Source organism: Streptomyces sp. H27-C3 (assembly GCF_030063415.1).
GTDB lineage: Bacteria > Actinomycetota > Actinomycetes > Streptomycetales > Streptomycetaceae > Streptomyces.
In genome coordinates, this window is the sequence record NZ_JASITA010000015.1 from 147,215 (window position 1) to 171,886 (window position 24,672).

The 24,672-nt window shown below is 70.5% G+C and carries 24 protein-coding genes and 2 pseudogenes; 13 read left to right on the forward strand and 13 right to left on the reverse strand.

Annotation, left to right across the window (positions count from 1 at the left end; genetic code table 11):
* Nucleotides 1-265: 265 nt before the first annotated feature.
* Complete coding sequence (locus QMK30_RS17505; protein WP_283519071.1) at nucleotides 266-1,732, reverse strand: amino acid permease; 1,467 nt, start codon at nucleotides 1,730-1,732, stop codon at nucleotides 266-268.
* Nucleotides 1,725-2,462 (reverse strand): FadR/GntR family transcriptional regulator, encoded by a 738-nt coding sequence (locus QMK30_RS17510; protein ID WP_283519072.1) that lies wholly within the window; start codon nucleotides 2,460-2,462, stop codon nucleotides 1,725-1,727. The genes QMK30_RS17505 and QMK30_RS17510 overlap by 8 nt, the downstream gene beginning before the upstream one ends.
* A 214-nt stretch (nucleotides 2,463-2,676) precedes the next feature.
* On the opposite strand from QMK30_RS17510, the gene QMK30_RS17515 reads away from it, so the two are divergent.
* The 3 genes and pseudogenes from QMK30_RS17515 to QMK30_RS17520 all read left to right on the forward strand — a co-directional run.
* Nucleotides 2,677-3,186 (forward strand): gluconokinase, encoded by a 510-nt coding sequence (locus QMK30_RS17515; protein WP_283519074.1) that lies wholly within the window; start codon nucleotides 2,677-2,679, stop codon nucleotides 3,184-3,186.
* A gap of 60 nt (nucleotides 3,187-3,246) precedes the next feature.
* A complete protein-coding gene (locus QMK30_RS38800) occupies nucleotides 3,247-3,444 on the forward strand; it encodes a hypothetical protein (protein ID WP_502963155.1) in 198 nt (65 codons plus the stop codon).
* A pseudogene (locus QMK30_RS17520) lies at nucleotides 3,420-4,061 on the forward strand (GntT/GntP/DsdX family permease); the annotation flags it as partial. The gene QMK30_RS38800 and the pseudogene QMK30_RS17520, both read left to right, overlap by 25 nt.
* On the opposite strand, the gene QMK30_RS17525 reads toward QMK30_RS17520, so the two are convergent.
* The 4 genes from QMK30_RS17525 to QMK30_RS17540 form a co-directional block, all read right to left on the reverse strand.
* On the reverse strand, nucleotides 4,023-4,694 hold the full coding sequence (locus tag QMK30_RS17525) for a cytochrome b/b6 domain-containing protein (RefSeq protein ID WP_283519075.1): 672 nt from the start codon (nucleotides 4,692-4,694) through the stop codon (nucleotides 4,023-4,025). The pseudogene QMK30_RS17520 and the gene QMK30_RS17525 sit on opposite strands and share 39 nt — an antisense overlap.
* A complete protein-coding gene (locus QMK30_RS17530) occupies nucleotides 4,678-5,343 on the reverse strand; it encodes a molybdopterin-dependent oxidoreductase (protein ID WP_283519143.1) in 666 nt (221 codons plus the stop codon). Before QMK30_RS17530 ends, QMK30_RS17525 begins: the two co-directional genes overlap by 17 nt.
* 165 nt (nucleotides 5,344-5,508) lie before the next feature.
* The gene (locus tag QMK30_RS17535; protein ID WP_283519077.1) at nucleotides 5,509-7,089 is read right to left on the reverse strand and encodes an APC family permease; all 1,581 of its coding nucleotides are present in this window, start codon (nucleotides 7,087-7,089) and stop codon (nucleotides 5,509-5,511) included.
* Nucleotides 7,090-7,112: 23 nt separating this feature from the next.
* The gene (locus tag QMK30_RS17540) at nucleotides 7,113-8,063 is read right to left on the reverse strand and encodes a hypothetical protein (protein WP_283519079.1); all 951 of its coding nucleotides are present in this window, start codon (nucleotides 8,061-8,063) and stop codon (nucleotides 7,113-7,115) included.
* 160 nt (nucleotides 8,064-8,223) lie between these two features.
* Here QMK30_RS17540 and QMK30_RS17545 point away from each other — a divergent pair, with 160 nt between their 5' ends.
* Nucleotides 8,224-8,664 (forward strand): ASCH domain-containing protein, encoded by a 441-nt coding sequence (locus QMK30_RS17545; protein WP_283519081.1) that lies wholly within the window; start codon nucleotides 8,224-8,226, stop codon nucleotides 8,662-8,664.
* Nucleotides 8,665-8,880: 216 nt separating this feature from the next.
* Here QMK30_RS17545 and QMK30_RS17550 read toward each other — a convergent pair whose 3' ends face one another.
* From QMK30_RS17550 to QMK30_RS17560, 3 genes and pseudogenes are all read right to left on the reverse strand, one after another.
* Nucleotides 8,881-9,909: a hydroxyacid dehydrogenase gene (locus tag QMK30_RS17550; protein ID WP_283519083.1), complete on the reverse strand. Its 1,029-nt coding sequence runs from the start codon at nucleotides 9,907-9,909 to the stop codon at nucleotides 8,881-8,883.
* A 67-nt stretch (nucleotides 9,910-9,976) separates the two neighbouring features.
* Nucleotides 9,977-10,168 (reverse strand): annotated as a pseudogene (locus tag QMK30_RS17555) (carbohydrate ABC transporter permease); the annotation flags it as partial.
* 3 nt (nucleotides 10,169-10,171) lie between these two features.
* Entirely contained in the window at nucleotides 10,172-11,827 is a 1,656-nt protein-coding gene (locus tag QMK30_RS17560) for an FAD-binding dehydrogenase (RefSeq protein ID WP_283519085.1), read from the reverse strand.
* Between the two features lie 105 nt (nucleotides 11,828-11,932).
* Between QMK30_RS17560 and QMK30_RS17565 the strand changes: the two genes are divergently transcribed.
* Genes QMK30_RS17565 through QMK30_RS17575 form a run of 3 tightly spaced genes read left to right on the forward strand, consistent with a single transcriptional unit; the run spans nucleotide 11,933 to nucleotide 13,225 of the window.
* Nucleotides 11,933-12,487, forward strand: a complete 555-nt coding sequence (locus QMK30_RS17565) for an NUDIX domain-containing protein (protein ID WP_283519087.1) — start codon at nucleotides 11,933-11,935, stop codon at nucleotides 12,485-12,487.
* Nucleotides 12,488-12,497: 10 nt separating this feature from the next.
* A complete protein-coding gene (locus QMK30_RS17570) occupies nucleotides 12,498-12,893 on the forward strand; it encodes a YidH family protein (RefSeq protein WP_283519089.1) in 396 nt (131 codons plus the stop codon).
* Entirely contained in the window at nucleotides 12,890-13,225 is a 336-nt protein-coding gene (locus QMK30_RS17575) for a DUF202 domain-containing protein (RefSeq protein WP_283519091.1), read from the forward strand. Before QMK30_RS17570 ends, QMK30_RS17575 begins: the two co-directional genes overlap by 4 nt.
* A 544-nt stretch (nucleotides 13,226-13,769) precedes the next feature.
* Here QMK30_RS17575 and QMK30_RS17580 read toward each other — a convergent pair.
* The gene (locus tag QMK30_RS17580; RefSeq protein WP_283519092.1) at nucleotides 13,770-14,702 is read right to left on the reverse strand and encodes an NADP-dependent oxidoreductase; all 933 of its coding nucleotides are present in this window, start codon (nucleotides 14,700-14,702) and stop codon (nucleotides 13,770-13,772) included.
* Nucleotides 14,703-14,872: 170 nt separating this feature from the next.
* On the opposite strand from QMK30_RS17580, the gene QMK30_RS17585 reads away from it, so the two are divergent.
* From QMK30_RS17585 to QMK30_RS17600, 4 genes are all read left to right on the forward strand, one after another.
* Complete coding sequence (locus QMK30_RS17585) at nucleotides 14,873-15,169, forward strand: hypothetical protein (RefSeq protein WP_283519093.1); 297 nt, start codon at nucleotides 14,873-14,875, stop codon at nucleotides 15,167-15,169.
* A 155-nt stretch (nucleotides 15,170-15,324) separates the two neighbouring features.
* Complete coding sequence (locus QMK30_RS17590; RefSeq protein ID WP_283519094.1) at nucleotides 15,325-16,236, forward strand: MBL fold metallo-hydrolase; 912 nt, start codon at nucleotides 15,325-15,327, stop codon at nucleotides 16,234-16,236.
* A gap of 95 nt (nucleotides 16,237-16,331) precedes the next feature.
* Nucleotides 16,332-17,369 (forward strand): phosphotransferase family protein, encoded by a 1,038-nt coding sequence (locus QMK30_RS17595; RefSeq protein ID WP_283519095.1) that lies wholly within the window; start codon nucleotides 16,332-16,334, stop codon nucleotides 17,367-17,369.
* Nucleotides 17,370-17,375: 6 nt separating this feature from the next.
* Nucleotides 17,376-18,590 (forward strand): acyl-CoA dehydrogenase family protein, encoded by a 1,215-nt coding sequence (locus tag QMK30_RS17600; RefSeq protein WP_283519096.1) that lies wholly within the window; start codon nucleotides 17,376-17,378, stop codon nucleotides 18,588-18,590.
* Nucleotides 18,591-18,725: 135 nt separating this feature from the next.
* Here the strand turns inward: QMK30_RS17600 and QMK30_RS17605 are convergent, their stop codons facing one another.
* Genes QMK30_RS17605 through QMK30_RS17615 form a run of 3 tightly spaced genes read right to left on the reverse strand, consistent with a single transcriptional unit; the run spans nucleotide 18,726 to nucleotide 21,770 of the window.
* A complete protein-coding gene (locus tag QMK30_RS17605) occupies nucleotides 18,726-19,319 on the reverse strand; it encodes a TetR/AcrR family transcriptional regulator (protein ID WP_283519098.1) in 594 nt (197 codons plus the stop codon).
* 34 nt (nucleotides 19,320-19,353) lie between these two features.
* A complete protein-coding gene (locus QMK30_RS17610; protein ID WP_283519100.1) occupies nucleotides 19,354-21,009 on the reverse strand; it encodes an AMP-binding protein in 1,656 nt (551 codons plus the stop codon).
* Complete coding sequence (locus QMK30_RS17615; RefSeq protein ID WP_283519102.1) at nucleotides 21,006-21,770, reverse strand: SDR family oxidoreductase; 765 nt, start codon at nucleotides 21,768-21,770, stop codon at nucleotides 21,006-21,008. Before QMK30_RS17615 ends, QMK30_RS17610 begins: the two co-directional genes overlap by 4 nt.
* Before the next feature lie 169 nt (nucleotides 21,771-21,939).
* On the opposite strand from QMK30_RS17615, the gene QMK30_RS17620 reads away from it, so the two are divergent.
* Both QMK30_RS17620 and QMK30_RS17625 read left to right on the forward strand, forming a co-directional pair.
* Nucleotides 21,940-23,199 (forward strand): exo-beta-N-acetylmuramidase NamZ family protein, encoded by a 1,260-nt coding sequence (locus QMK30_RS17620; RefSeq protein ID WP_283519103.1) that lies wholly within the window; start codon nucleotides 21,940-21,942, stop codon nucleotides 23,197-23,199.
* Nucleotides 23,200-23,313: 114 nt separating this feature from the next.
* Nucleotides 23,314-24,627 carry a serine-threonine protein kinase gene (locus QMK30_RS17625; RefSeq protein WP_283519104.1) on the forward strand — a complete coding sequence of 438 codons (1,314 nt, stop codon included), beginning with the start codon at nucleotides 23,314-23,316 and terminating at the stop codon, nucleotides 24,625-24,627.
* Nucleotides 24,628-24,672: the final 45 nt, after the last annotated feature.

Below are 24,672 nucleotides of genomic sequence, written 5' to 3' on the forward strand. Positions count from 1 at the left end.
GGAGAGTGGGTGATCGCCGGGCGGGCCGAGTGACGCGGCCCGCCCGGCGATCGGAGAACGCCAGTGCCGCGGCAGGTGACGTTTACCCGTCAAGGAGCGGCGTCCGGTGCGTGCTCTCGGCGCGCCGGCCGGAAGTCCTCGTACTGGACCGCACCTGGGCTTTCGGCCGGTGCGGCGAAGGGGGTCCCTCCCTGTTCGAGCGAAGCCGAGAACTCGGGAGCGCGTGCCGGGCGTCGCGACGGGCCAGATGTTGCCTGACGCGGCGCTAGAATCCCTCGCGATCCGCGGCCATCACCGCGACCCGCTTGCGGACCAGGAACCAGCCGCCGACCAGCGCCGCCGCGATCAGCGGCAGACACATCACGGTCGTGCGGCCGACGCCGCCGCCCCACCACATCAGGACCACGACGGTGGCGAGGAAGGCCAGCGTGACGAGCTGGGTGTACGGGGCCCAGGGCAGCCGGTAGGAGGGGCGGGTGACCTTGCCCTCCTTGGCCCGGTGCCAGAACAGCAGCGAGCAGAGCATGATCATGCCCCAGGTGCCGAGGATGCCGATCGAGGCGAAGTTCAGGACGATCTCGAAGGCCTCGCCGGGCATCACGAAGTTCAGCGCGACGCCGAGGACACCGAAGCCGGCGGTCAGCAGGATGCCGCCGTAGGGCACCTGGCCCTTGTTCATGCGGCCGGTGAACCTGGGCGCGGATCCCGCCAGTGCCATCGAGCGCAGAATCCGGCCGGTCGAGTACAGGCCCGAGTTGAGGCTGGAGAGCGCCGCTGTCAGGACGACGAGGTTCATCACGTCCGCGGCGCCGGCGACGCCGAGCTTGTTCATCACGGTGACGAAGGGGCTCTCGCCGTCGGAGTACGAGGTGTACGGGAGCAGCAGCGCGAGCAGGACGACCGAGCCGACGTAGAAGATGCCGACGCGCCACATGATCGAGTTAATCGCCTTCGGCATGATCTTCTCGGGGTTCTCCGTCTCACCGGCGGCGACGCCGCACAGCTCGACCGAGGCGTACGCGAAGACGACGCCCTGGATCACCAGGAGCATCGGCAGCATGCCGACGGGGAAGAAGCCGCCGCTGTCGCTGATGGTGGAGAAGCCGGGGGTGTGGCCGTCGATCTGGTGCTGGGTGACCACCAGGTAGATGCCGACGAGCATGAAGGCGACCAGCGCCGCGACCTTGATGATCGCGAACCAGAACTCCATCTCGCCGAAGTACTTCACCGAGATCAGGTTCGCGGTGAGGACGACGGCGAGGGCGATGAGGGCGAGCACCCACTGGGGTACGTCGCTGAACATGGCCCAGAAGTGGGCGTAGGTGGCGGCCGCCGTGATGTCGGCCACGGCCGTGGTGGACCAGTTGAGGAAGTACAGCCAGCCGGCCGCGAAGGCGCCCTTCTCGCCCATGAACTCACGGGCGTACGAGACGAAGGCGCCCGAGGAGGGGCGGTAGAGGACCAGCTCGCCCAGCGCGCGGACGACGAAGAAGGCGAAGACTCCGCAGACGGCGTACGCGACGGCGAGCGAGGGGCCCGCGCCGGCCATCCGGCCACCGGCGCCGAGGAAGAGGCCGGTGCCTATCGCGCCGCCGATCGCGATCATGCTGATGTGACGGGGCTTGAGATCCTTGCTGTAACCCTCGTCACCCGCGTCGACATGCGGTGATGTCTGCATGTGGGGGTCGATGCCGGTGCCGGGGTCGGCCGCAGACAGGGTGCGGTCACTCATGTATTTCTTCGCCTTCATTTGGGGGGTGTGCGGTGCCGGGCCGCACGATCGCGTTGAGAGTGATCTCGACGTGTTCGAGGTGGGCGGCCATGGCCTGCACGGCCGCCCCCTCGGAGCCGTCGAGAATTGCCTCGACGAGGGCCCGGTGCTCAAGGTCCGACTGGCGTCGCCGGTCCCCGAGTTGGTTCAGGAAGGTGGACTGCCGGGCGAGGGCGTCCCTGATCTCTTCGATGATCTTGCGGAAGACAGGGTTGCCCGACGCCTGGGCGACTGAGATGTGGAAGAGCGTGTCCAGCGCCACCCACGCGGTGGGGTCGGGCTCCTGCTCCATCTTCCCGATCAGGTGCGTCAGCAGGTGGATGTCGTCCTGCGTACGGCGGGAAGCAGCGTAACCCGCGACGGGGATCTCGACGTGCCGCCGCACTTCCAGCAGGTCACGGGCGGAGTACGAGCCGAAGATCGGGTTCTGGTCGGGCCCGCTGGCCGCGACATAGGTCCCCTTGCCGGCCCGCGACACCGTGAGGCCGAGCGCCTGGAGGGTGCGCAGCGCCTCGCGCACGACGGAGCGGCTCACCTCGAAGTGCTTGCCGAGCTCGGCCTCCGTGGGGAGCTTCTCCCCCACGGTGAGCTCGCCGCGCTCTATCGCGTCCCTGAGGTGCGCGAGGACGGCGTCCGTGGCGCTGATACGCCGGGGAACGCCGCCACTTGTCCGGCTGTCTGACAAGGTCATGCGGTGAATGCTCGGAGGTGAAGCACGTAAGCGTCAAGAGTGAACGGAGAATTGATTTAAAAAGAAGAAAAGGATAAAGGACCGGACATAATCGGTCACGCCAGGGCCTCACGAGGGGGTCGGTCAGGGAGCGAGGACGTCGAGCTCCTGGAGAGCCCCGACAGCGATTTCGCGTGACGGACCGATGTCGATGAAGACAGCGAGGCATCCATTCATGAACAGCCCCCACGTCGTCGTGATGATGGGCGTGGCAGGGACCGGTAAGACCACCATCGGTCCCCTGCTCGCCGAACGGCTCGGCGTTCCGTACGCCGAGGGCGACGACTTCCACCCGCCGGCGAACATCGCGAAGATGTCGGCCGGCACACCGCTGGACGACGAGGACCGGTGGCCCTGGCTCGACGCGATCGGGCAGTGGGCGCACGGCAGGGCAGCGCTCGGCGGGGTGGTGAGCAGCTCCGCGCTCAAGCGTTCCTACCGCGACCGGCTGCGCGCCGCCGCCCCCGACGCCGTATTCCTGCACCTCACCGGCGACCGCGAGCTGATCGAGAAGCGGATGCGCGAGCGCAAGGGGCACTTCATGCCCACCGCCCTGCTCGATTCGCAATACGCCACCCTCCAGCCGCTCCAGGACGACGAGGCGGGCGTGGACGTCGACGTCTCGGGCACCCCCGAAGTCATCACCGAGCGAGCCGTCGCGACCCTGCGCCGACTCGACGGCTAAAAGCGCGGCTCCCCCCAGCCGCAGCTCAGCCCGGCCCAGCCTGCGGAAAGAAGAAAGACCGTGACCAGTCTCAGCGTCGAGACGCTGGCAGCGGACGCCGTCGAGCCGATCACCTCGGCCGGCAACGCCCAGCTGGGGATCGCAGTGCTCGCGGGCATTGCCGTCATCGTCCTGCTCATCACGCAGTTCAAGCTCCACGCCTTCCCCGTGCCCGAGTGGCCGGCGACCGCGGAACCGTGCTGCTGCCTGTCGTGCTGATGCTGGCCAAGGCCCTGGTGGACATCGTCGTCGACGCTCCGGAGCACCCCGTCCAGCGGGTCACGGACGTCATCGGCTCGCCGCTGATCGCCCTGCTCGCCGCCGTGCTCGTAGGCATGTTCACGCTGGGCCGCGCTGCGGGCTTCACCAAGGACCGCCTCGCTTCGACCGTCGAGAAGTCGCTCGCCCCGATCGCGGGTGTGCTGATGATCGTCGGCGCGGGAGGCGGCTTCAAGCAGACGCTCATCGATGTGGGCGTGGGCGAGATGATCCTGGACTTCTCCAAGAGCTGGGCGATCCCCACTCTGTTGCTCGCCTGGCTGATCGCCGTCGCGATCCGGCTCGCGACGGGCTCGGCGACCGTGGCGACGATCTCCGCGACCGGTCTGGTGGCGCCACTCGCCGCCGACATGTCGACGTCGCACGCGGCGCTTCTGGTGCTGGCGGTCGGCGCGGGCTCGCTCTTCTTCAGCCATGTCAACGACGCCGGATTCTGGCTGGTCAAGGAGTACTTCGGGATGAGCGTCGGTCAGACGATCAAGACCTGGTCGGCGATGGAGACGATCATCTCGGTGGTCTCACTGATCTTCATCCTGCTGCTCTCGCTCGTTCTCTAGCTCCACCCCCTGCCCCATCTCTTTTTCCCACAACGGGTGTTCCGCCCGCGCCCATCGTCGGTCGACAGTCCCGGTGCGCATGCCGCGCCGGGACTCCGGCCGCATCAGGGCCATCCCGATGTGTCCGGCGACCACCAGGCCCATGGCCAGTGCCAGCCAGTCGTGCACGAAGGTCGCGCTGGTACGCCACAGCAGCGGCGCCAGATCGGTGAACCACATCAGCAGCCCGGTGCCGAGCATCACCAGCACCGCACCCGCGACCCAGCCCGCGTAGAGCTTCTGCCCCGCGTTGAACTTCCCCGCGGGGCGCGAAGCGTGGCGGTGGTCGCGGCGCAGCGCGGCCCGCAGCCAGCGCCGGTCGTGCGGGCCGAAGCGGTTGAGCCTGCGCAGGTCGGAGCGGAAGGGGCGGGAGACCAGGCCGAGCAGGAACGGGGCGGGGATCAGCAGCCCCGACCACTCGTGCACGGTGACCACCAGGTGCCTGCGGCCGACGAGTTCGGCGAGCGGGGGAACGTACAGAAATGCCGCTGTCGCGATGCACAGCAGGGTCAGGCCCGCGGTGGCGCGGTGCACCCAGCGCTCGGATCGGCTGAACCGGCGCAGCCTTACGGGGAGTTCAGACCGTAGGAGCATCGTCGCGTCCGTTCGACCGGCCGACCCATGCGTCGATGTCATAGCCGAGCTCCTCCCAGTATCCGGGGCGCACCTCGTCGGTGACGGTGATACCGGAGAGCCATTTCGCCGATTTGTAGAAGTACATGGGCGCCACGTACAGGCGCACCGGGCCGCCGTGGGTGTGGCTGACCGGCTTGTCCTGCATGCGCAGAGCCACCAGCACGTCCTTGCGGCCGGCCTGCTGGAGCGTGAGGCTTTCGCTGTACGTGCCGTCGAAGCAGGTAAAGCGGATCGCCCTGCCCTCGGGGCGCACCCCGGCGGCGGCCAGCAGCCGCGACAGTTGTACGCCCTCGAAGGGGGTGTCGGGGACCCGCCAGCCGGTCACGCACTGGACGTCGCGGACGATCCGCGTCTGCTCCATCGCGCGCAGGTCGTCGAGGGTGTAGGTGGCAGGCCGTTCCACCAGTCCGTCGATCTTGAGCCGGTAGTTCTCCGGGCCCTTGCGGGGCACGGAGGTGGCCACTGAGTAGTAGCGGAAACCGCCGCCGTTGGGCAGGAGGCGGGTGAGGCCGGTGGGGTCCTTGTCAGCGGCCGAGCCGAGGAACGCTTCCAGACCGTTCTGGAGGTACGGCGCCGCTGCCACACCCGCGGCGCCGAGGCCGAGCATGCCGAGGACGACACGGCGGCCTACCGGCGCGCCCCCTTCGTCCGCTGGTTGATGAGTCACAAGACGATTCGAGCACCCGCGGCCGCCGATGGCCAGCGACCGCGGGTGCTCGTCAGACTTCCGTCATACCTGGGCGGACTCGCGTCGCACCCGGGCGGAGTCGCTTCAGACCCGGGTCCGCTCGGACTCGGCGGCCTTCTCCAGCTGGAAGGCCTCGTTGCCCAGGCCGATGCGGGCATGCACCTCGGGCTTCGCGGAGCGCAGGATCGCGCCGTACAGCAGGCCGATGACGGCGGCGGCGCCGATGATGGCCGGCAGGATCCAGCTCAGGGCGGAGCCGGGTCCTGCGCCCACGAGTACGTCGAAGTCCTTGACGGTATAGAAGGCGATCGCCAGGAGGGCCAGCCCGGAGAGGCCGGAGGCCACCAGCCGGCCGGCCTGCGCGCGGCCGGCGCCGCGCCGTACGAAGAAGGCGATGACGGCCAGCGATGCGGTGGCCATCAGCAGGATGACGCCGAGGGCGCCGACATTGCCCATCCAGGTGAACAGGTGCAGCACCGGCGCCGTCGGGTCGCCGGCCGGATTGTCGTCGGTGAACGCGAAGGCCAGGACGACGGCCACGGAGACCGCGGACTGGAGCAGCGAGCCGCCCGCGGGGGCGCCGCTCGCCTTGTTCGTACGGCCGAAGGCGACGGGCAGCAGACCTTCGCGGCCCATCGCGAAGGCGTACCGCGCGACGACATTGTGGAAGCTGAGCAGCGCCGCGAACATGCCCGTGACGAACAGGATGTGCAGGACGTCGGTGAAGGTCGAGCCGAGCCGGCTCTCGGTGAGGCCGAAGAGCAGTCCTGGCCCCTGCTCCCCCGCCACCTTGACGATCTCGCCTGGGCCCACGGCGACGCTGAGCGCCCAGGCGCTGAACGCGAGGAAGAGCGCGGCGTAGCCGACGGCGAGGAACATCACGCGACGGACGACGATCTGCGGGCGGCTGGTCTCCTCGGCGTACACCGGGGCCTGCTCGAAGCCGACGAAGGCGGCGATGCAGAAGCAGAGCGCGGTGCCCAGGCCGGCGCCGGTGAGGGTGTCGGGGTTGAACGCCTGGAGGGACAGGCCCTCCTGGCCGGGCTCCGCTATCGCCGCCACGTCGAAGATCACGACCAGCGCGCACTCGACGACGAGCAGCACGCCCAGCACCTTGGCGTTGAGGTCGATCTTGAGCCAGCCGAGCGCGCCGACCAGCGCCACGGAGACCAGCGCCGGTATCCACCAGGCGACGGTGACGTCGAAGTAGGTGGCGAGGATCCCGGACACCTCGAAGCCGAGGATGCCGTAGATGCCGACCTGCATGGCGCTGTACGCGACGAGGGCGACCACCGAGGCACCGGCACCCGCGGTCGGACCGAGGCCGCGGGCTATGTACGCGTAGAAGGCCCCGGCGTTGTGGACGTGCCGGCTCATCTCCGCGTATCCGACGCTGAACAGCATCAGGACCACACCGAGGATGACGAAGAGCAGCGGCTGGCCGACGATGCCCATCACGCCGTATGTAGTAGGCATGACACCTGCGACGACCATCAGAGGGGCGCTGGCCGCCAGGACGGACAGCAGCAGCCCGGTGGTGCCCAGACGGCCGGCGCGCAGCGCCCGTTCCTGCCCCTTGTACGTAGGGATCTCAGCGGCCCTGCCGCTGGCCGTGCTCTCGCTGCGCGCACCGGTCTCGCTCGTGCTCGATCTGCCCGTCGACATGGCGGGGTTGTCCCTTCGGTGAGTTACACGGAGCCGAACGCGGCACTGCGTGCGGCGACGAACGCCTGATGGGGGTCCCGGCCCGGATAGGACCAGGGGGCCGAGGTGAGATGCGATCCGATGCGGTCGAACAGCGCCGCGGCCTCGGCGGACCTGCCCTCGCAGAACTTCGCGTGGGCCAGGAAGTTGAGGTCGACGCAGTGACGTGGGCGGCCCTCGTGCTCCCACTCCAACCACCAGTCGAAGGCCGCCTTCATCACCTGGCGGGCGCGCCGGTCCGTCCAGTGCCCGGAGGCGACAGGGTCCGGGGATTCGCGGCCCGCCGCGGCCAGGGCGCGGTAGCGCTCGGCGTGCGCGACCACCGGCAGCACGGCGAGCGGGGAGTCCGCGGGGGCCTGCTCGGCGGCCCAGGCCGCGAAGTCGTACACCTCGTGCAGCGGGTCGCGGCCGGTGTCCGGTCTGCGCTCGGCGAGGCGGGCGACCACCAGGTGGTGGGCGTGGTGGTGCTCGGGGTGGCGCAGCCGCACCTGGTCGAAGAGCTGGGTGACCTCCTCCTCCGTACCGAGGGAGCGGGCCAGCAGGAGCAGGCCGAGCCAGGGGGTCGGATCGGCGGGTGCCCGGGCGGCAGCGCGGCGGCAGGCTTCGCGGGCCCTGTCCGCGGACTTCTCGCCGCGGAGGGCCGCGAAGACATGGGCGCAGGCCAGGAGCGTCAGGGCGTCGGCGCTCTCCGGCTCGGCGAGCAGCCAGTCGTCGGCCCAGGCGGCCGATCCGGCGCCCTCGGCGAGGACGACAAGACGGTGGCCACGGCGGTCCCAGTCGTCGCCGGTCGCGGTGAGCAGGGAGCGGACGCGGGTCCAGCGGCCCTGGGCGAGCCGGCCTCGTACGTCGGCCAGTTCGGCGTCGTCGAGTGCGGGGTCGAAGAAATGGTCGGTCCGGCGGCGTGAGCGGCCGAGGGGCGGCGGAGGTGGGCTCATCCGCGGGTCCTCCACACGCAGTGTGCGAGCGTTTGATCACGCACAGCAAACCGGTAGGGGCGGCTCCACGTCAAGGCTGATCGGTATCAACACGACCATCGATCGCTGTACTTGGCTCGCCGCTCAGGGGAACGGGGCGGCCTCCCTCTACTCTTGCGCCATGTCTGACACCTCGGCGCTCCCCCTCTGCCTGTTCGCGTATCCCGGCCCGCTGCGCGATCGGTTGGTCGCGGCCACGCTGTCCGGCGAGAAGGTGTCGACGACCGGTCTGCTCGTCGAGTACGAGGTGGAGAAGGAGGAGTTGCCGCCGGTCGGCGAGCGCTCCGTGGTCGTCGACTCGGACGGGCGGCATGTCGCGGTGATCGAGCTGACCGAGGTACGGGTGCTCGCTCTGGGCGACGTGAACCTCCAGCACGCGCTGGACGAGGGCGAGGGCTACACGTCGGTCGCCGACTGGCGCGCGGGGCACGAGACGTTCTGGCACGGCGAGGAGACGCGGGAGGCGCTGGGCGATCCGGAGTTCGAGGTCGACGACTCGACGATGGTGGTCGCGGAGCGCTTCCGGGTCGTCGAGCGGCTGGACGGACCGGAAGCCGACTGAGAGGTCCCCGCGTGGTGCGGCCCGGGGCGCGGAGTGTGGTGCGCCCGCGCCCCGGGCCGCGGCTCAGGTGCCGTCGATGTGGCGGACGGCGAGGTCCGGGCTGAACTGCCCCGTCGGGCGTCGGGCGCGGTGCCGCACAGGCCGTCCGAGTTGCCCGGCGTCTTCACCCACAACAGCGTCTCGGCACCGCCGCCGACCTGCGCGTGCTGGAAGTGCTCATGCGAGGTAGGCCAGCCTTTCGCGTCGTACCGGATGGGTGAAACCGTCACCCGCGGCCCAGCGGCCCGCCTCGGAGACAGCGAGAGCGGCCAGCCGCCCCCACTCGTTGCCCTGCGAGCCGGCGAGGTGCGGGGTGATGGTGACGTTGTCGCAGTCCCACAGGGGGTGTTCGGGCGGCAGGGCCTCGGGGTCGGTGACGTCAAGGACGGCCCGGATCCGACGGTCCGTGAGTGCCTCGGTGAGCGCGTCCTGGTCGACCACGGCTCCGCGGGCGGTGTTGATGAGCACCGCGTCCGGTCGCATCGCGGCGATCAGCTCCCGGCTGACGAGCCCCTGGGTGGCGGGGAGCAGCGGAGTGTGGACGCTCACGACGTCGCTGCGCTCGAACAGTTCGCCGATGCCGACCCCCCGCACGCCGAGCGACGCGGCCTCCTCCTCGGTGACGTACGGGTCGTGCAGCAGCACCCTCAGGTCGTACGGGCGCAGCAGTTCCACGACTCTGCGCCCGATCAGCGAGGCGGAGAGAATGCCGACCGTGCGGCCGTAGTTGCCGATGTCGCGCGGGGTGCTCAGCCAGTCGTCCCGGTGGCGCGTGGCGCGGAACTCCCGGGCGCGTTCCAGGACGTGCTTGCCGCTGAGCAGGATCATGGCGACGGTGTACTCCGCGACGGGCAGCGCGTTGGCCGCGGCTGCCGAGGACACCTCGATGCCGCGTGCCCAGCACTCCTCGGTGATGTGGCCGCGCACCGAGCCCGCGGTGTGCACGACCGCGCGCAGCTGGGGCGCGGAGTCGAGCACATCGGCGTCGAGCGGCGGGCAGCCCCAGCCGGTGACCAGGACCTCCACGTCCCGCAGCACGGCACGGGCCCGCGCGGTGGTGAAATCGGCGATGACGGGCAGCGGTGCGAGGGCGCAGACCCGGCCGAGGGCGTCCAGGGCCGCGGCGTCGAACACGGCCGCCGCCGTGTCCGACGCCATGGCGAGGGCGGCACGCGGACGGGGGTCGCCACTGGCGGTGGTGGGCATCTGTCTCCTGAGATGTCTGTGGCGGTACGTGTACGGGTGGGGCGGGGCGACTCCCGTCCCGGTCCTGCTACTTGACGGATCCCGCCGCGAGGCCCGACTTCCAGACCCGCTGGAGCAGGATGAAGGCGAGAACCAGCGGCAGCACCGCGAGAAGCGACCCCATGATCACGGCGGGGTAGTACTCGGGCGAGACGCTGGCCGAGCTGTTCCAGGCGTACAGGCCGAGGCTGATCGGATAGAGCTCCTGGCCGGAGAGCACCCCCTAGCCGACCGCCTTCGCCGCGGCGCGGCCCGCCGTGCGCCCCGAGAAGAGGCAACCGCCGAGGAAGGTCCCTTCGAGCGAGCGGTATCCGTGCATCCCGCCGCCGCCGAACCCGGCCGCCTCGCCCGCCGCGTACACACCGGGCAGCGTGTCGGCGGCGTCGGTCAGCACCCGTGAGGACAGATCGGTCTCCAGGCCGCCGAGCGACTTGCGGGTGAGGATGTGCAGGCGCACGGCGATGAGCGGGCCCGCCTTGGGGTCGAGGATGCGGTGCGGCGCCACCGTACGGATGAGCTTGTCGCCCAGGTAGTTGCGGGCGCCCCGGATCGCCATCACCTGGAGGTCCTTGGTGAAGGTGTTGGTGATCTCCCGGTCGCGCGCGGTGATTTCGTGGCGCAGCGCGGCCTCGTCGATCAGCGGCTCCTTGGTGAGCGCGTTCATCCCGCGGACCAGCGAGGCCAGGTCCTTCTCCACGACGAAGTCCGCGCCCTTGTCCATGAACGCCTTGACCGGGCCGGGTACGTCGGCCCGCGCCCGGCCGATGACATCACGGATCGATTTGCCCGTCAGGTCCGGGTTCTGCTCGGAGCCCGAGAGCGCGAACTCCTTGCCGATGATCCGCTGGTCGAGGACGAACCAGGTGTAGTCGTAGCCGGTCTTCATGATGTGGTCGAGCGTGCCGAGGGTGTCGAAGCCGGGGAAGAGCGGCACGGGCAGCCGCTTGCCGGTGGCGTCGAACCACAGGGACGAGGGGCCCGGCAGGATGCGGATGCCGTGCCTGGCCCAGATGGGGTTCCAGTTCTCGATGCCCTCGGTGTAGTGCCACATCCGGTCGCGGTTGACCATGCGGCCGCCGGCGCCCTCGGTGATGCCGAGCATCAGGCCGTCCACGTGCGCGGGCACGCCGGAGAGCATCGAGGCGGGCGGAGTACCCAGCCGCTGGGGCCAGTTGGCGCGTACGAGGTCGTGGTTGCCGCCGATGCCACCGGAGGTGACGATCACCGCCTGGGCCCTGAGCTCGAACTCGCCCGCCGTCTCACGGCTGCTGGCGACGCCCCGCCCGACGCCAGAGGGGGACAGGATCTCGCCAGTGACGGTGTCCACGGAGCCCGCGCTGCGGGCCAGGCCGGTGACGCGGTGGCGGAACTTCAGCTTGACGAGACCGCGGGCGACGCCGTCGCGCACCCGGCGCTCGAACGGCGCGACGAGGCCGGGCCCGGTGCCCCAGGTGATGTGGAAGCGTGGCACGGAGTTGCCGTGCCCGTTGGCGTCGTACCCGCCGCGCTCGGCCCAGCCGACGACCGGGAAGAAGCGCACGCCCTGGCCGTGCAGCCAGGACCGCTTCTCCCCCGAGGCGAAGTCGACGTACGCCTCGGCCCACTTGCGCGGCCAGTGGTCCTCCTCACGGTCGAAGCCGGCCGTGCCGTGCCAGTCCTGGAGGGCCAGCTCCCGGCTGTCCTTGATCCGCATCCGGCGCTGCTCGGGGGAGCCGACGAAGAAGAGGCCGCCGAAGGACCAGTGCGCCTGGCCGCCGATGGACTGCTCGGGCTCCTGGTCGAGCAGGATCACCGTGCGGCCCGCGTCGACCAGTTCCGCGGTCGCTGCCAGGCCGGCGAGGCCCGCCCCGATCACGATCACATCAGCGTCGTACGCCATGGTTTCCGTCCTTGCCGGGGCGAGTCGAGCGGGCAGTTACTCGTGCGTCCGATCTTCGGGACAGCCAGTCGAAGCGTCAACCGTTCGGGGTGTTGGATTGGTTCCATGACGACCGACGGAACATCCGACCCCGCCGCTGAGATCCTCGACATCGTCGACGAGCACGACGAGGTCGTCGGGCAGGCCCCTCGCGGCGAGGCGTACGCGCGAGGCCTGCGGCACCGCTGCGTGTTCGTCCTCGCGCGGGACGGTGAGGGGCGGTACTTCGTGCACCGCAGGACGCCGGTGAAGCTGGTCTTCCCCTCGCTGTACGACATGTTCGTGGGCGGGGTCGTCGGCGCGGGCGAGTCGTACGACGAAGCGGCGCTGCGCGAGGCGGAGGAGGAGCTCGGTGTCAGCGGGCTGCCCCGGCCCGTACCGCTGCTGAAGTTCCTCTACGAGAGCCGCGACGGCGCGCGGACCTGGTGGTCGTACGTGTATGAGGTGCGCTGCGAGCTTCCGGTGAATCCGCAGGCGGAGGAGGTCGCCTGGCACACCTTCCTGTCCGCTGCGGAGCTGGAGGAGCGGCTCGGCGTGTGGGAGTGGGTGCCGGACGGGCTCGCCGCGTGGGAGCGGGTGCGGGCGATTCGCGCGAGCTGGGCGAAGACCGGCGGCCGGTAGGGTGCGGCGCGTGATCGACTTCGTGCGGAGCCTGCGGCTGTGGTTCGCTCCGCAGCGCATCAAGGAAGAGGGCGAGACCCCCGACTACCGCTTCTCGCTGGCCAATGAACGCACCTTCCTGGCCTGGATCCGCACGGCTCTCGCCCTGATCGGCGGCGGCTTCGCCGTCGATCAGTTCCTGCCGGACCTGCCCCGGGCCGTCGGGGCGACCATGGCGCTCGGGCTGCTGGTCGCCGGTGTGCTGTGCGCGCTGCGGGCGGTGAACCACTGGATGCGCTGCGAGCGGGCGATGCGGCGGGGCGACGACCTTCCGGTGTCGCGCTTTCCGACCCTGCTGAGCCTGGTGGTGGCCGTTGTCGCGGTGGCGATGGTGGTGGTCGTCGTCTTCGGCTGGGAGGGCAAGTGACCGCGTCTGCCACCGCGTCGTCCGTTCCCGCCCGGGACCCCGGCCTTCAGCCGGAGCGGACCAGGCTGGCCTGGCGGCGTACGACGCTCTCCTGCACGGTGGTGGCCGTGCTGGCGGGCCGGCAGGCGGCGGTCGAGCAGTTCACCGTGGCCTCGGTGGTCGCGATGGCACTGACGGCGTTCGTCTGGCTGGGCTTCCTGGGGGTCGCCCATCGGCGGATGCGGGCGGTGGGCAGCAGCCCGCGTCCGGAGCCGATGTCCGTGCGGGCTGCGATGACCGCGGTGGCCTGCACAGTTGCCCTGGCGGGGTTCGCGGTGGCGATGGTGGGGTGAGGGGAGTGGGGGCGGGTGCGGAACCGTGGGCGGGTTGCCTGCGGCGCTGTTCCCCTACCCGCCCCTTCCCGAACTGGGGCTCCGCCCCAGACCCCGGTCCTCAAACGCCGGACGGGCTGAAGTGGGCGGGGTGTTGAAAACGCGGGGCGGCCCCACGCGTTGGTCCCGGTCCTCGAACGCCCGGACGGGCTGAAATGGGCCGGGGACGGGGCAGCTTGGCCTCCGGCCTCGGCTTCGCCCCTCCGGACGGGCCGAACCGGACGGGGCGAAGGTGCGCAGTATCCGCAAAGAATTCAGCCCGTCCGGCGCTTGAGGACACGCCCGAAAGGCGTCCGGCCGGGGGCTCGCCCCCACCGCGCGGCGGCAACCGCGCAATGTCACGGCGGAAGGGGCGGGGTGGGGAACAAGCCCCGCGCAGCGGCTCCGCCTAGGAGTGTCCTGAAGATCTTAAAATCACGCCCGTATTACACCAGTTCGACGGGATTGGCATTTACTGGCAATCCGGGGTGATCCGGGCGGCCGGAGCAAGATCTTCATCGGCCTTCTAGCCCGCGTCCATCGTCACCACGATCTTGCCCCGCGTGCGCCCCTGCTCATTGAGCCGGTGCGCCTCCGCCGCCTGCTCCAGCGGGAACACCCGGTCCACGTGGACGGTGATGACGCCCTCGTCCGCCAGCTCGCCCAGCTTCCGCAGATCGCCCGCGTCGGGCCGTACGAACACATAGTGTCCGCCGTGTTCGGTGACCGAACCGTCCGCGATCGAGGCCAGTCGGCCGCCCTCGGTGAGCAGCTCGACCGAGGCCTTGAGCGCGTCGCCGCCCACCGTGTCGAACGCCGCGTCGACACCGCCGGGTGCCAGGGCCCGTACCCGGCCCACCAGTCCGTCGCCGTACGTCACCGGCTCCGCACCCAGCTTCCGCAGATGGTCGTGGTTGCGCTCGCTCGCCGTGCCGATCACGCGGGCCCCCGCGTGCCGGGCGATCTGCACCGCGAGGGAGCCCACACCGCCCGCCGCCGCGTGCACCAGCACCGTGTCTCCCTTGCGCACCTCCAGTGCCCCGTGCAGCACCTGGTAGGCGGTGAGCCCGGCCAGCGGCAGCCCGGCGGCCTCCTCGAAGCTCAGGCTCGCGGGCTTGGGGGCGAGGGTGCGAATGGGGGCGGCGACGAGTTCGGCGAAGGTGCCGCGGGAGAGGAAGTCCTCGCGTACGTACCCGATGACCTCGTCACCGACGGCGAACTCCGTCACTGACGGGCCCGGCTGGACGACGACTCCGGACACGTCCCAGCCGGGGATCACCGGGAAGACGGCGTCGAGCGCGCCGTCGAGATAGCCCTGGCGGCACTTCCAGTCGACCGGGTTGACGGCCGCTGCACGCACCTTCACCAGGACGGAATCGGGCCCGACCTTGGGGTCGGGGCGCTCGCCGTATTCGAGGACATCGGAGCCGCCGTAGCGGGAGTAACTGATCGCCTTCATGCCTACGACCCTCCGCGCAGCCCGGCCCCCGCGCAAGCCGAAGCGGAAAACGGTGGGTCACGCGTGCGGAACGGCACCCGGGCCACGGTGCGGTATCGGGATCAACCAGCCATTCAGGACTAGCCTGGGAAGAGTAACGGAGCATCCACATCGCACCAGAGGTGAACGTCATGACCGTCCTCCACCAGGAGCACCCGACCCACGAGCACGTGCACGGTCCGGCCTGCGGGCACGCCCAGGTCCCGCACGGCGACCACCTCGACTACGCGCACGACGGTCACATGCACCGGGAGCACTCCGGGCACTGGGACGAGTGCGAGTCCACGGACCACGTCACGCACGGCGGGCACGGCCACGCGCACGGGGAGAACTGCGGCCACCCCGCGGTCGCGCACGGTGACCACGTCGACTACGTCCACGACGGCCACCGGCACGCCGCCCACGAGGGGCACTGGGACGACCACTGACCCACCGGGTACCCATGCCCCCCCTTCCCCCGGGTCCGCGGCGACTGGCAGGCTCTCATCGACCAGTTCGACCGGATTGATCAGCTCGACCGGATCGATCAGCTCGCCGCAGTCCGCTCGGTTCGCCGAGCCGACCCCGACCCGGGGGAACTCCCATGCCTGCCACGGATCCGTACACCGTCCGGCTCGCGCCGCACGTACACGCCTACGTCCAGCCGGACGGCGGCTGGTGCCTGAACAACGCGGGGTTCGTCAGTGACGGCGAGTCCACCCTGCTGGTGGACACCGCGGCCACCGAGCGCCGCGCGCACGCGCTGCGCGCGGCGCTGCTGGAAACCGGGGTGCCGCTCCCCCGCACCGTCGTCAATACGCACCACCACGGCGACCACACCTACGGCAACAGCGTCTTCCTGCCCGAGGCCACCGTCGTCGGGCACGACACCTGCCGCACCGAGGTTCTGGCAGTCGGGCACCAACTCCACCTGATGTGGCCGCAGAACGACTTCGGGGACATCACCATCACCGCCCCCACCCTCACCTACAGCGAGCGCCTCACCGTCCATGTCGGCGGGACCGAGGTGTGGCTGATCCACCCCGGCGTCGCGCACACCACCGGCGATTCGGTCGTCCACCTGCCGGAGCACGGGATCGTCTTCACCGGCGACCTGGTCTTCCAGGGCGCCACGCCCTTCGTCCCGATGGGGTCCCTGAGCGGCTCGCTGCACGCGCTCGACCTGCTGCGCTCACTGGACGCGAGCACGGTCGTGCCGGGCCACGGGCCGATCACCGATCCGTCGGCGTACGACGCGACAGAGCGCTATCTGCGGTATGTCGCCGAGCTCGCCGAGGCCGGTCACACCAAGGGGCTCACCCCGCTGGAGACGGCGAAGCAGGCGGATCTGGGGGAGTTCGCCGAGCTGCGCGAGAGCGAGCGGCTCGTCGCGAACCTGCACCGCGCCTACGCCGAGCTGGACGGCCTGCCGCCGGGCTCGCCGCTCGATCCGGTGGCCGTCTTCACCGACATGGCGGTCATGAACGGCGGCCTGCCGGTCGCCTGTCACGCGTGATTCCGGTCTCGGGGCGCGTCGGCGCGCTGGACTGCATACCGACTGGTCGGCATGATGAGGGTGCGACGTACTAAACGCCCTCGGAGGTGCAGTCCATGAGCGCAGCCCACCCGCCGGGTCTCGATCCTGAGCAGTTGCGCGGTCTCCTCGACCGCGAGCGGCCTGGGCTGGTGAGCGGACCGCTCAGCGCCCGGCTGATCGAGGGCGGCCGGTCGAACCTGACGTACGCCGTCACCGACGGGCAGGCCCGGTGGGTCGTGCGCCGGCCGCCGCTGGGGCACGTGCTGGCCACCGCGCACGACATGAAGCGCGAGTTCCGGGTGATCAGCGCGCTGCACCCGACGGATGTGCCGGTGCCCGCGCCGGTGCTGCTGTGCGAGGACGAGTCGGTGATCGGGTCGCCGTTCTACGTCATGGAGTTCGTCGAGGGGGTTCCGTACCGTACGGCCGAGGAACTGGCCGTCCTCGGTGCCGAGCGCACGCGTGGTGCGGTGCTCGACCTGGTCGACACCCTCGTCACCCTGCACTCCGTGGACCCCACCGCGGTCGGACTCGGCGACTTCGGGCGGCCCGAAGGCTTCCTCGGCCGGCAGTTGCGGCGCTGGGGCAAACAGCTCGACGCCTCCCGCAACCGTGACCTGCCCGGCATCGACGAGCTGCACGCCGCGCTCGGGCGCTCGCTGCCCGCCTCCCCCGCGCCGACCGTCGTGCACGGCGACTACCGGCTCGACAACGTCCTGATCGCCCCCACCGGAACCGACGGCAGCGACCGGATCACGGCCGTCCTGGACTGGGAGATGTCGACGCTCGGCGATCCGCTGACCGACCTCGGTCTGCTGGTGATGTACAGCTCGGAGCTGTCGCTCTCCGACTCGCCGATCAGCACGACCAGCGGCGCCCCAGGGCACCCGTCTGCGCGCGAGATCGTCGAGCGGTACGCAGCCGGGTCCGGCCGGGACACCTCCGCGATCGACTGGTACACGGCGTTCGCCTGGTTCAAGCTCGCCGTGATCCTGGAGGGCATCCACTACCGCTTCACGCTCGGGCAGACCGTCGGCCCCGGCTTCGACCAAATCGGCGATCTGGTCCCCGTCTTCATCGAGCACGGCCTCACGACCCTCCAAGAAGGCTGAGACACCATGGACTTCGCATTCGACGCGCGGACCGAAGAGCTCCGGACCCGACTTCTCGCCTTCATGGACGAGTACGTGTATCCGGCCGAGACCGTCTCGCACGAGCAGCGCGGGCAGCTCGCCTCGCCCTGGGACACCCCGCAGATCGTCGAGGACCTCAAGGCCGAGGCCCGTCGGCAGGGGCTGTGGAACCTCTTCCTGCCGGACGCGGAGCACGGCGCCGGGCTCACCAACCTGCAGTACGCACCGCTGGCCGAGATCACCGGCCGCAGCCCGCACCTGGCGCCCACGGCTCTCAACTGCGCGGCCCCGGACACCGGGAACATGGAGGTGCTCGCCCAGTTCGCTACCGACCGGCAGAAGAAGCAGTGGCTGGAGCCGCTGCTCGCCGGTGAGATCCGCTCGGCCTTCGCGATGACCGAGCCCGAGGTGGCCTCGTCGGACGCGACGAACATCCGGACGCGGATCGAGCGGGACGGCGAGGAGTACGTCGTCACCGGCCGCAAGTGGTACATCTCCGGTGCGATGAACCCGGACTGCAAGATCTTCATCGTGATGGGCAAGACCGACCCGGACGGCGAGGACCCGCGCCGCCAGCAGTCGATGATCCTGGTGCCGCGCGACACGCCGGGGGTCGAGATCCGGCGGGCCATGCAGGTCTACGGGTACGAGGACCACTCACACGGCGGCCACGCCGAGGTCGTCTTCACCGGCGCGCGGGTGCCCGCCGCGAACCTGATCGGCGAGGAGGGCGGCGGCTTCGCCATCGCCCAGGCCCGCCTCGGCCCCGGCCGCATCCACCACTGCATGCGGCTGATCGGCATGGCCGAGCGGGCGATCGAGTTGATGTGCCGGCGGGCGGTGGAGCGGACGGCCTTCGGCAAGCCGATCGCCCAGCAGGGTGTCGTACAGAACTGGATCGCGGACTCGCGGGTCGCCGTCGAGCAGCTGCGGCTGCTGGTACTCAAGACCGCGTGGCTGATGGACACGGTGGGCAACCGGGGCGCGCACACCGAGATCCAGGCCATCAAGATCGCGACGCCGAGGGCGGTGGTCGACATCATCGACAAGGCGGTGCAGCTGCACGGCGCGGGCGGGGTCAGCCAGGACTTCCCGCTGGCGGAGCTGTGGGCGGGGGCGCGGACGCTGAAGCTGGCGGACGGGCCGGACGAGGTGCATCAGCGGTCGCTGGCCGGGCGGGAGCTGAAGAAGTACGTGTAGGGCGGGGCAAGCCCCCGGACAAACGCCGGACGGGCTGAAAGATTGCCGTATGCGGCAACCTTCAGCGCCCGTCCGGCGTTTGAGGACCGGGGTCTGGAAGGGGCGGGTTCGGGGCGCAGCGACGCCCCCGCGCCCCTACGGCCGCAACGCCCGCAGCAGCAGGTCCGCCAAGTGGTCCGCGACCTGCTGCTGCGTGAGCGGCCCGTTCGGGCGATACCAGGTCGACAGGTGATGCACAGAGCCGAAGTGGTAGTCGACGACCAGATCCGCCGGCGTGGCCAGCGAGAACACCCCGTTCTTCTGCCCCTCTTCGACCAGCGCCCGGAACCGCTCGTGGTAGCGCCGCCGCTCCGCCCGCACCTGCTTGTCCTTCTCCGGACTCAGGTGGTGCATGGAGCGGAAGAAGATCGACGCGTCGTCGAGGTTGTCGATGGTGGTGACGACCACGTCCGCCGCCGCGTCCCGCAGCCGCTGCTCCACCGGCGCGTCCGCGTCCGCGAAGGCGTCGAGGCGCTCCTGCTGGAGGCGGAGCACGCGCGCGTACACCTCGTGCAGCAGGTCGTCCTTGGAGCCGAAGTAGTGGTAGAGCGCACCCTTGGTGACACCCGCCGCCTCGACGATCTCCTGGACGGAGGTGCGGTCGTAACCGCGCTCGGCGAACAGGCGGGTGGCGGCGGCCAGCAGCCTCTGGGGGACGGGAATGCCGCTCCCGTCCGTCGTCCTGGCCATTGCCGCCACCTGCCTTTCGTCGAAGAGTCGGTGTTCAGGAGCGGGAACGCAGTTCCCGCCTGAGGATCTTCCCACTCGCCGTCTTCGGAAGCTCGGGCAGGATCTCCACTTGGCGCGGGTACTTGTACGCGGCCAGCCGTTCCTCGCAGTACGCGGAGATCTCCTCCGGCGTGGCGCCGTCTCCGGGGCGCAGGCTGACGTACGCCTTGACGCTCTCCCCGCGGTACGCGTCCGGGATGCCGACGACGGCCGCCTCACGCACCGCCGGGTGGGTGTAGAGCACGTCCTCGACCTCGCGCGGCCAGACCTTGAAGCCGGACGCGTTGATCATGTCCTTCTTGCGGTCGACGACATAGAGCCAGCCGTCCGCGTCCATGAAACCGATGTCCCCGGTGCGCAGTTCGCCGTCCGGGAAGGCCTCGGCGGTGGCTTCGGGGCGGCGCCAGTAGCCGGAGGCGACCTGCGGGCCGCGCACCAGGATCTCGCCCTGTTCGCCGAACGGCACCTCGTCGCCCTTCTCGTCCACGATCCGTACGACCGTGTCGGGGCCGGGCACGCCCACCGAGAGCGTCCCGGAGACCGGGTCGACCGGGGCCTCCTTCTCGGGCGGCACCGAGGCGCAGGGCGCGGTGCACTCGGTGAGTCCGTAGCCGTTGCGGATGTACGGGCCGAAGCCCACCCGGAACTTCTCCACCAGGGCGGGCGGCACCGGCGCCCCGCCCGAGGAGATCACCTGGAAGGACTCGAAGTGGTCCCGGGAGACGCCGGGGGTGGCGGCCAGTGCCATGAAGGCGGTGGACGGGCCGACCGTGTACGCCGGGCGGTGCTCGGTGAAGGCGTCGAGCACGACGCCCGGATGGAAGCGGTAGGCCAGTACGAGGGTGCCCGCGTTGGCGATGCAGGCGGCCAGTTCGCAGACCATGCCGGTGATGTGGAAGAGGGGCGCGAGCGCGAAGTAGCGCGCCCCCTCCTCGATCGGGTGGCCGACCCGCTGGCGCTCGGCGTTGACCATGATGTTGCCGTGGGCGTTCATGGCGCCCTTGGGGGCGCCGCTGGTGCCCGATGTGTAGCTGATCAGCGCCACGTCGGTGGAGCTCAACTCGCGGTCCGGAGGGGCAGGCGCGCCCTGGCGGGCGACGGCCACCAGGTCCTCGGCGTCCTCGGCCTGCGGCTGCCGCTCGAAGGTGAGGACGCGCTCGTCGTTCCTGGTCTGGAAGTCCAGTTCGCAGGCGGTGAGGGCGATGCGGACGGGAGAGTTCGCGACGGTGTCACGCAGATAAGCCGCCCACGCGCGGTCCGTGCAGATCAGTGCGCTCACTTCGGCGTCCGCCAGTACGTGGGCCACCTCGGCCGACTTGTACATGGGGTTGACCGGCACGACGGTGGCGCCGGCCTTCCAGGCGCCGAGCAGCGCGATCACGAAGTGCGGGGTGTTCTGCAGCATGACAGCGACCCGGTCGCCGCGCCGCAGCCCCTTCGCCGCCAGATGACCCGCGACGGAGTCGGACAGTGCGTCGATTTCCCGGTAGGTCAGCCGGCCGTCGAAGTAGGTGAGGGCCGGGTGTTCGGGAGCGCGGGCAACGGCGGCGCGAAAGGCGTGCGGCACGCTCGGCGCGGGCTGTACGGGCGCCCGTTGGGCCTCGCTGAGCTGCGCGAGCCAGGGCTTGGCCGCATAAATCGACGCGCTCATCCGGCGGCCCCTTCCCACTTCTGCTGGAGGTGGTTCATGCCGGACAGCCAGCGGTCCGGGTTCTCGGCGCGCGCCTGGTAGTACCCGGCGACCTCGGGGTGCGGCAGGATCAGGAACCGGTCGGCGGCCATCCCGTCGAAGAGCGCGTCCGCGACGTCCTCCGGCTCGATGGCGGTCGGCGCGAGCACCAGTTCACCGGCCGAGCCCGCCGCGGTCAGCATGTCGGTGCGTACGCCCTGCGGGCAGATCGCGTGCACCTTGACGCCGCGGTGGCGGTAGGTCAGCGACAGCCACTCGGCGTACGCGAGCGCGCCGTGCTTGCTGACGCTGTACGGCGCGGCGCCGACCATGGTGAGCAGTCCGGCGGCGGAGACGGTGGAGACGAAGCGGCCAGTGCCGCGCTCCAGCCAGTCGGGCAGCAGCGCGCGGGACGCCCTGACGTGGGCCATCACATTGACGTCCCAGGCGGCGGCCCAGACCTCTTCGTCGGCGAAGGCGTCGCCCGGCGAGGCGAGGCCCGCGTTGGCGCAGTAGACGTCGATGGTGCCGCCGAGTGCGTCGCGGGCCTCGTCGACGATGGTGGAGGCGTCCCCGGCGACGGCGATCGCGCCGGTCTCGTCGGCGATCGCCTTGATCTTCTGCGCGTCGAGGTCATTGACGACGACCCGTGCGCCCTCCGCCGCGAATCTGCGGGCGAGGGCGGCTCCGATGCCGCCTCCCGCTCCCGTGACCACAACACTGGCGCCCTGGAACGTACTCACGTGCGACCCGCCTCCCGATGCCGACAACCTCAACAGACTAACCAGTCGGTATGTCGTGGCGAAAGGGGTGGAGGGCCGTGAACCGCCGTGTGCGGCACGTTCCCCGTGGCCTGTCCACACGCTAGCGTGCGTGGCCATGACAGACAGTGCCGATATCGGAGGTAGTGGGATGAGCCTGTCCAGACGGGGACTGCTGGCCGTGACGGGAGCCGCGGGAGCGGTGGGGGCGTTCGCCACCACCAAGGGCGCCGCCGCCGTGGGCAAGCAGGGCGGCGGGCGCGGTCGTGTGCGTACCGGCTTCGACCGGCTGGCCGCCGACGGGTACGACCTCCTCGACGGGCAGCGGGTCGGCGTCGTCACCAACCCGACGGGCACCACCTCCGGCGTGCGCCACATCGTGGATGTGATGCACGCCGACGACCGGGTCGACCTGACCGCCGTCTTCGGACCCGAGCACGGTTTTCGCGGCACCGCCCAGGCGGGCGGGTCCGAGGGTCGCTACGACGACCCGGCGACCGGGCTGCCCGTCTACGACACGTATCTGAAGAGCGGCAAGCCGCTCGCGGACATCTTCACGGCGTCCGGTGTGGACACCGTGGTCTTCGACATCCAGGACGCCGGGGCGCGCTTCTACACGTACATCTGGACGCTCTACGACTGCATGGTGGCGGCCTCGCTCGCGGGCAAGCGCTTCGTGGTGCTCGACCGGCCCAATCCGGTGACGGGGCGGGCCGCGCTTGGCCCGGTGCTCGACAGGGCGTTCGCGACGTTCGTGGGGCGCGAGCCGATCGCGCAGGCGCACGGCATGACCGTGACCGAGCTGGCGCGGCTGTTCAACGGCGAGTTCCTGACGACCCCGGTGCCACTGGAGACGGTGAAGATGTCGGGGTGGCGGCGCTCGGACTTCTTCGACGAGACGGGCCTGCCCTGGGTGCCGCCGAGCCCCAACATGCCGACTCCGGAGACCGCCCTGGTCTACTCAGGTACGTGTCTCTTCGAGGGCACCAACCTGTCGGAGGGGCGGGGCACCACTCGGCCCTTCGAGCTGCTGGGCGCCGAGGGCATCGACCGGCGCTGGGCGGAGGCCGCGAACGCGGCGGGGCTCGGGGGCGTGGACTTCCGCGAGGCGTACTTCGCGCCGACGTTCTCGAAGTTCCAGGGCAAGACGATCGGCGGCGTCCAGCTGCATGTGCACGACCGTCAGGCGTTCGACCCGGTGCGCACCGGCATCGGCCTGCTGGTGACGGCGAAGAAGAGCTGGAGCGGCTTCGCCTGGCGCCCCGACAACTGGATCGACAAGCTGACGGGCAACACCCGGGTCCGCACGATGATCGACGCGGGCGCGGGGACGGACGAGGTGGTCGGGGCCTGGCGGAGCGACCTCGCCGCGTTCAGGGCCGTGCGCCGGGAGTATCTGCTCTACCGGTGACGGCGCCGCGCGTGGGAGTGGTGCGGGCCGGCCTTGCCGCGCGTATGGCCCATCCTCCGGTCCCGCGGGATGCTGAACTTCCCAGCGTGCCCGCGTGGACCGGAGGGATGGGTCATGGTGAATGTGGGTGTGGAGCCGTACCGGGAAGTGACGTTCGACGCCGACGGTGACATCGACGTACGACAGCGCGATCGTCTCGCCGAACTCGACGTCACCGACCTGGTGATGTTCGCGCACGGCTGGAACAACGACCGCAGGACGGCCAATCGGCTGTACGACCGCTTCCTCGCCCCCTTCCCCGGCCTGATGGCCGACGAGCCGGGCGTCCGGCTCGGCTACGTGGGGATCATGTGGCCGTCGATCAGGTTCGCGGACGAGCCGATCCCGGACTTCGAGCCGCGCGGCGCGGTGGCCCCGCGGGTCTCTCCGGGCCTCGACGACGCGACGCGGCAGGCGCTGGTCCAGGCCTTCCCTGGCCGTGAGCAGCTCGTGGAGCGGCTGGCCGCGCTGCTCGACGAGTGCCCGGAGGAGCGGACGGCGTTCGACGAATTCGGCATGCTGATACGCCAGTTGGTGGAGGAGCCGCAGGACCGGCTCGCCGTACTGTTCGGCTCGGACATCGAGTCGGAGGATCACCCGCAGAGCGATCCGATGATGCTGCACGAGGACACGCTCGCGGTGTGCGTCGGGTTCACCGACGCGCTGGAGGAGGCAGGCGCGGACCTGGACGCGGGTTCGGCTCCCGGCATCACGCTGGGCGGCGGCCTGAAGAAGGTCTGGAACGGGGCGAAGGAGCTGTTGCGCCAGGCGACGTACTACGCGATGAAGCGGCGGTCCGGAACGGTCGGCCGGCTGGGGCTCGGGCCGCTGCTCGGGGAGCTGGCGCGGACCTCGCCCTCGATGCGGGTGCATCTGGTCGGTCACAGTCAGGGCGCCAGGGTGGTGTCGTTCGCACTGCACGGCCTGCCCGAGGGTGTGCGGAATGTGAAGTCCGTGACGCTGCTCCAAGGAGCCTTCTCGCACTACGCGTTCGCCGGTCGTCTGCCGCACTCGATGCGTGGTGGCGGTGCGCTGCGTGACGCACAGCGGCGGATCGACGGACCTCTGGTCGCCTGCTATTCGCACCACGACACGGCGCTCGGGGTGATCTATCCGCTGGCGTCGCGGCTGGCCGGGGACGCGGTGGGGCTGATCGCGCCGCACAACCAGTGGGGTGCGGTCGGTTACGACGGGGTGCAGGCGGTGGCGGACACCCCGACGCTCACCGTCGCGCAGGCCCTGCGCCAGGGCATGCCGGACCGGGGGTGCGTGAATGTCGACGCGTCCGCGCTGGTACGGCGCGGCGGCCCGCCGGCGGGGGCGCACAACGACGTCTGTCACGCCGATCTGGCGCGGGTGGTGCTGGCGGCGGGGCGCGTGGGACGCTGATCATCGGGGGCCGAGCGTCGTACACGCGTCTCACGATGTAGACGA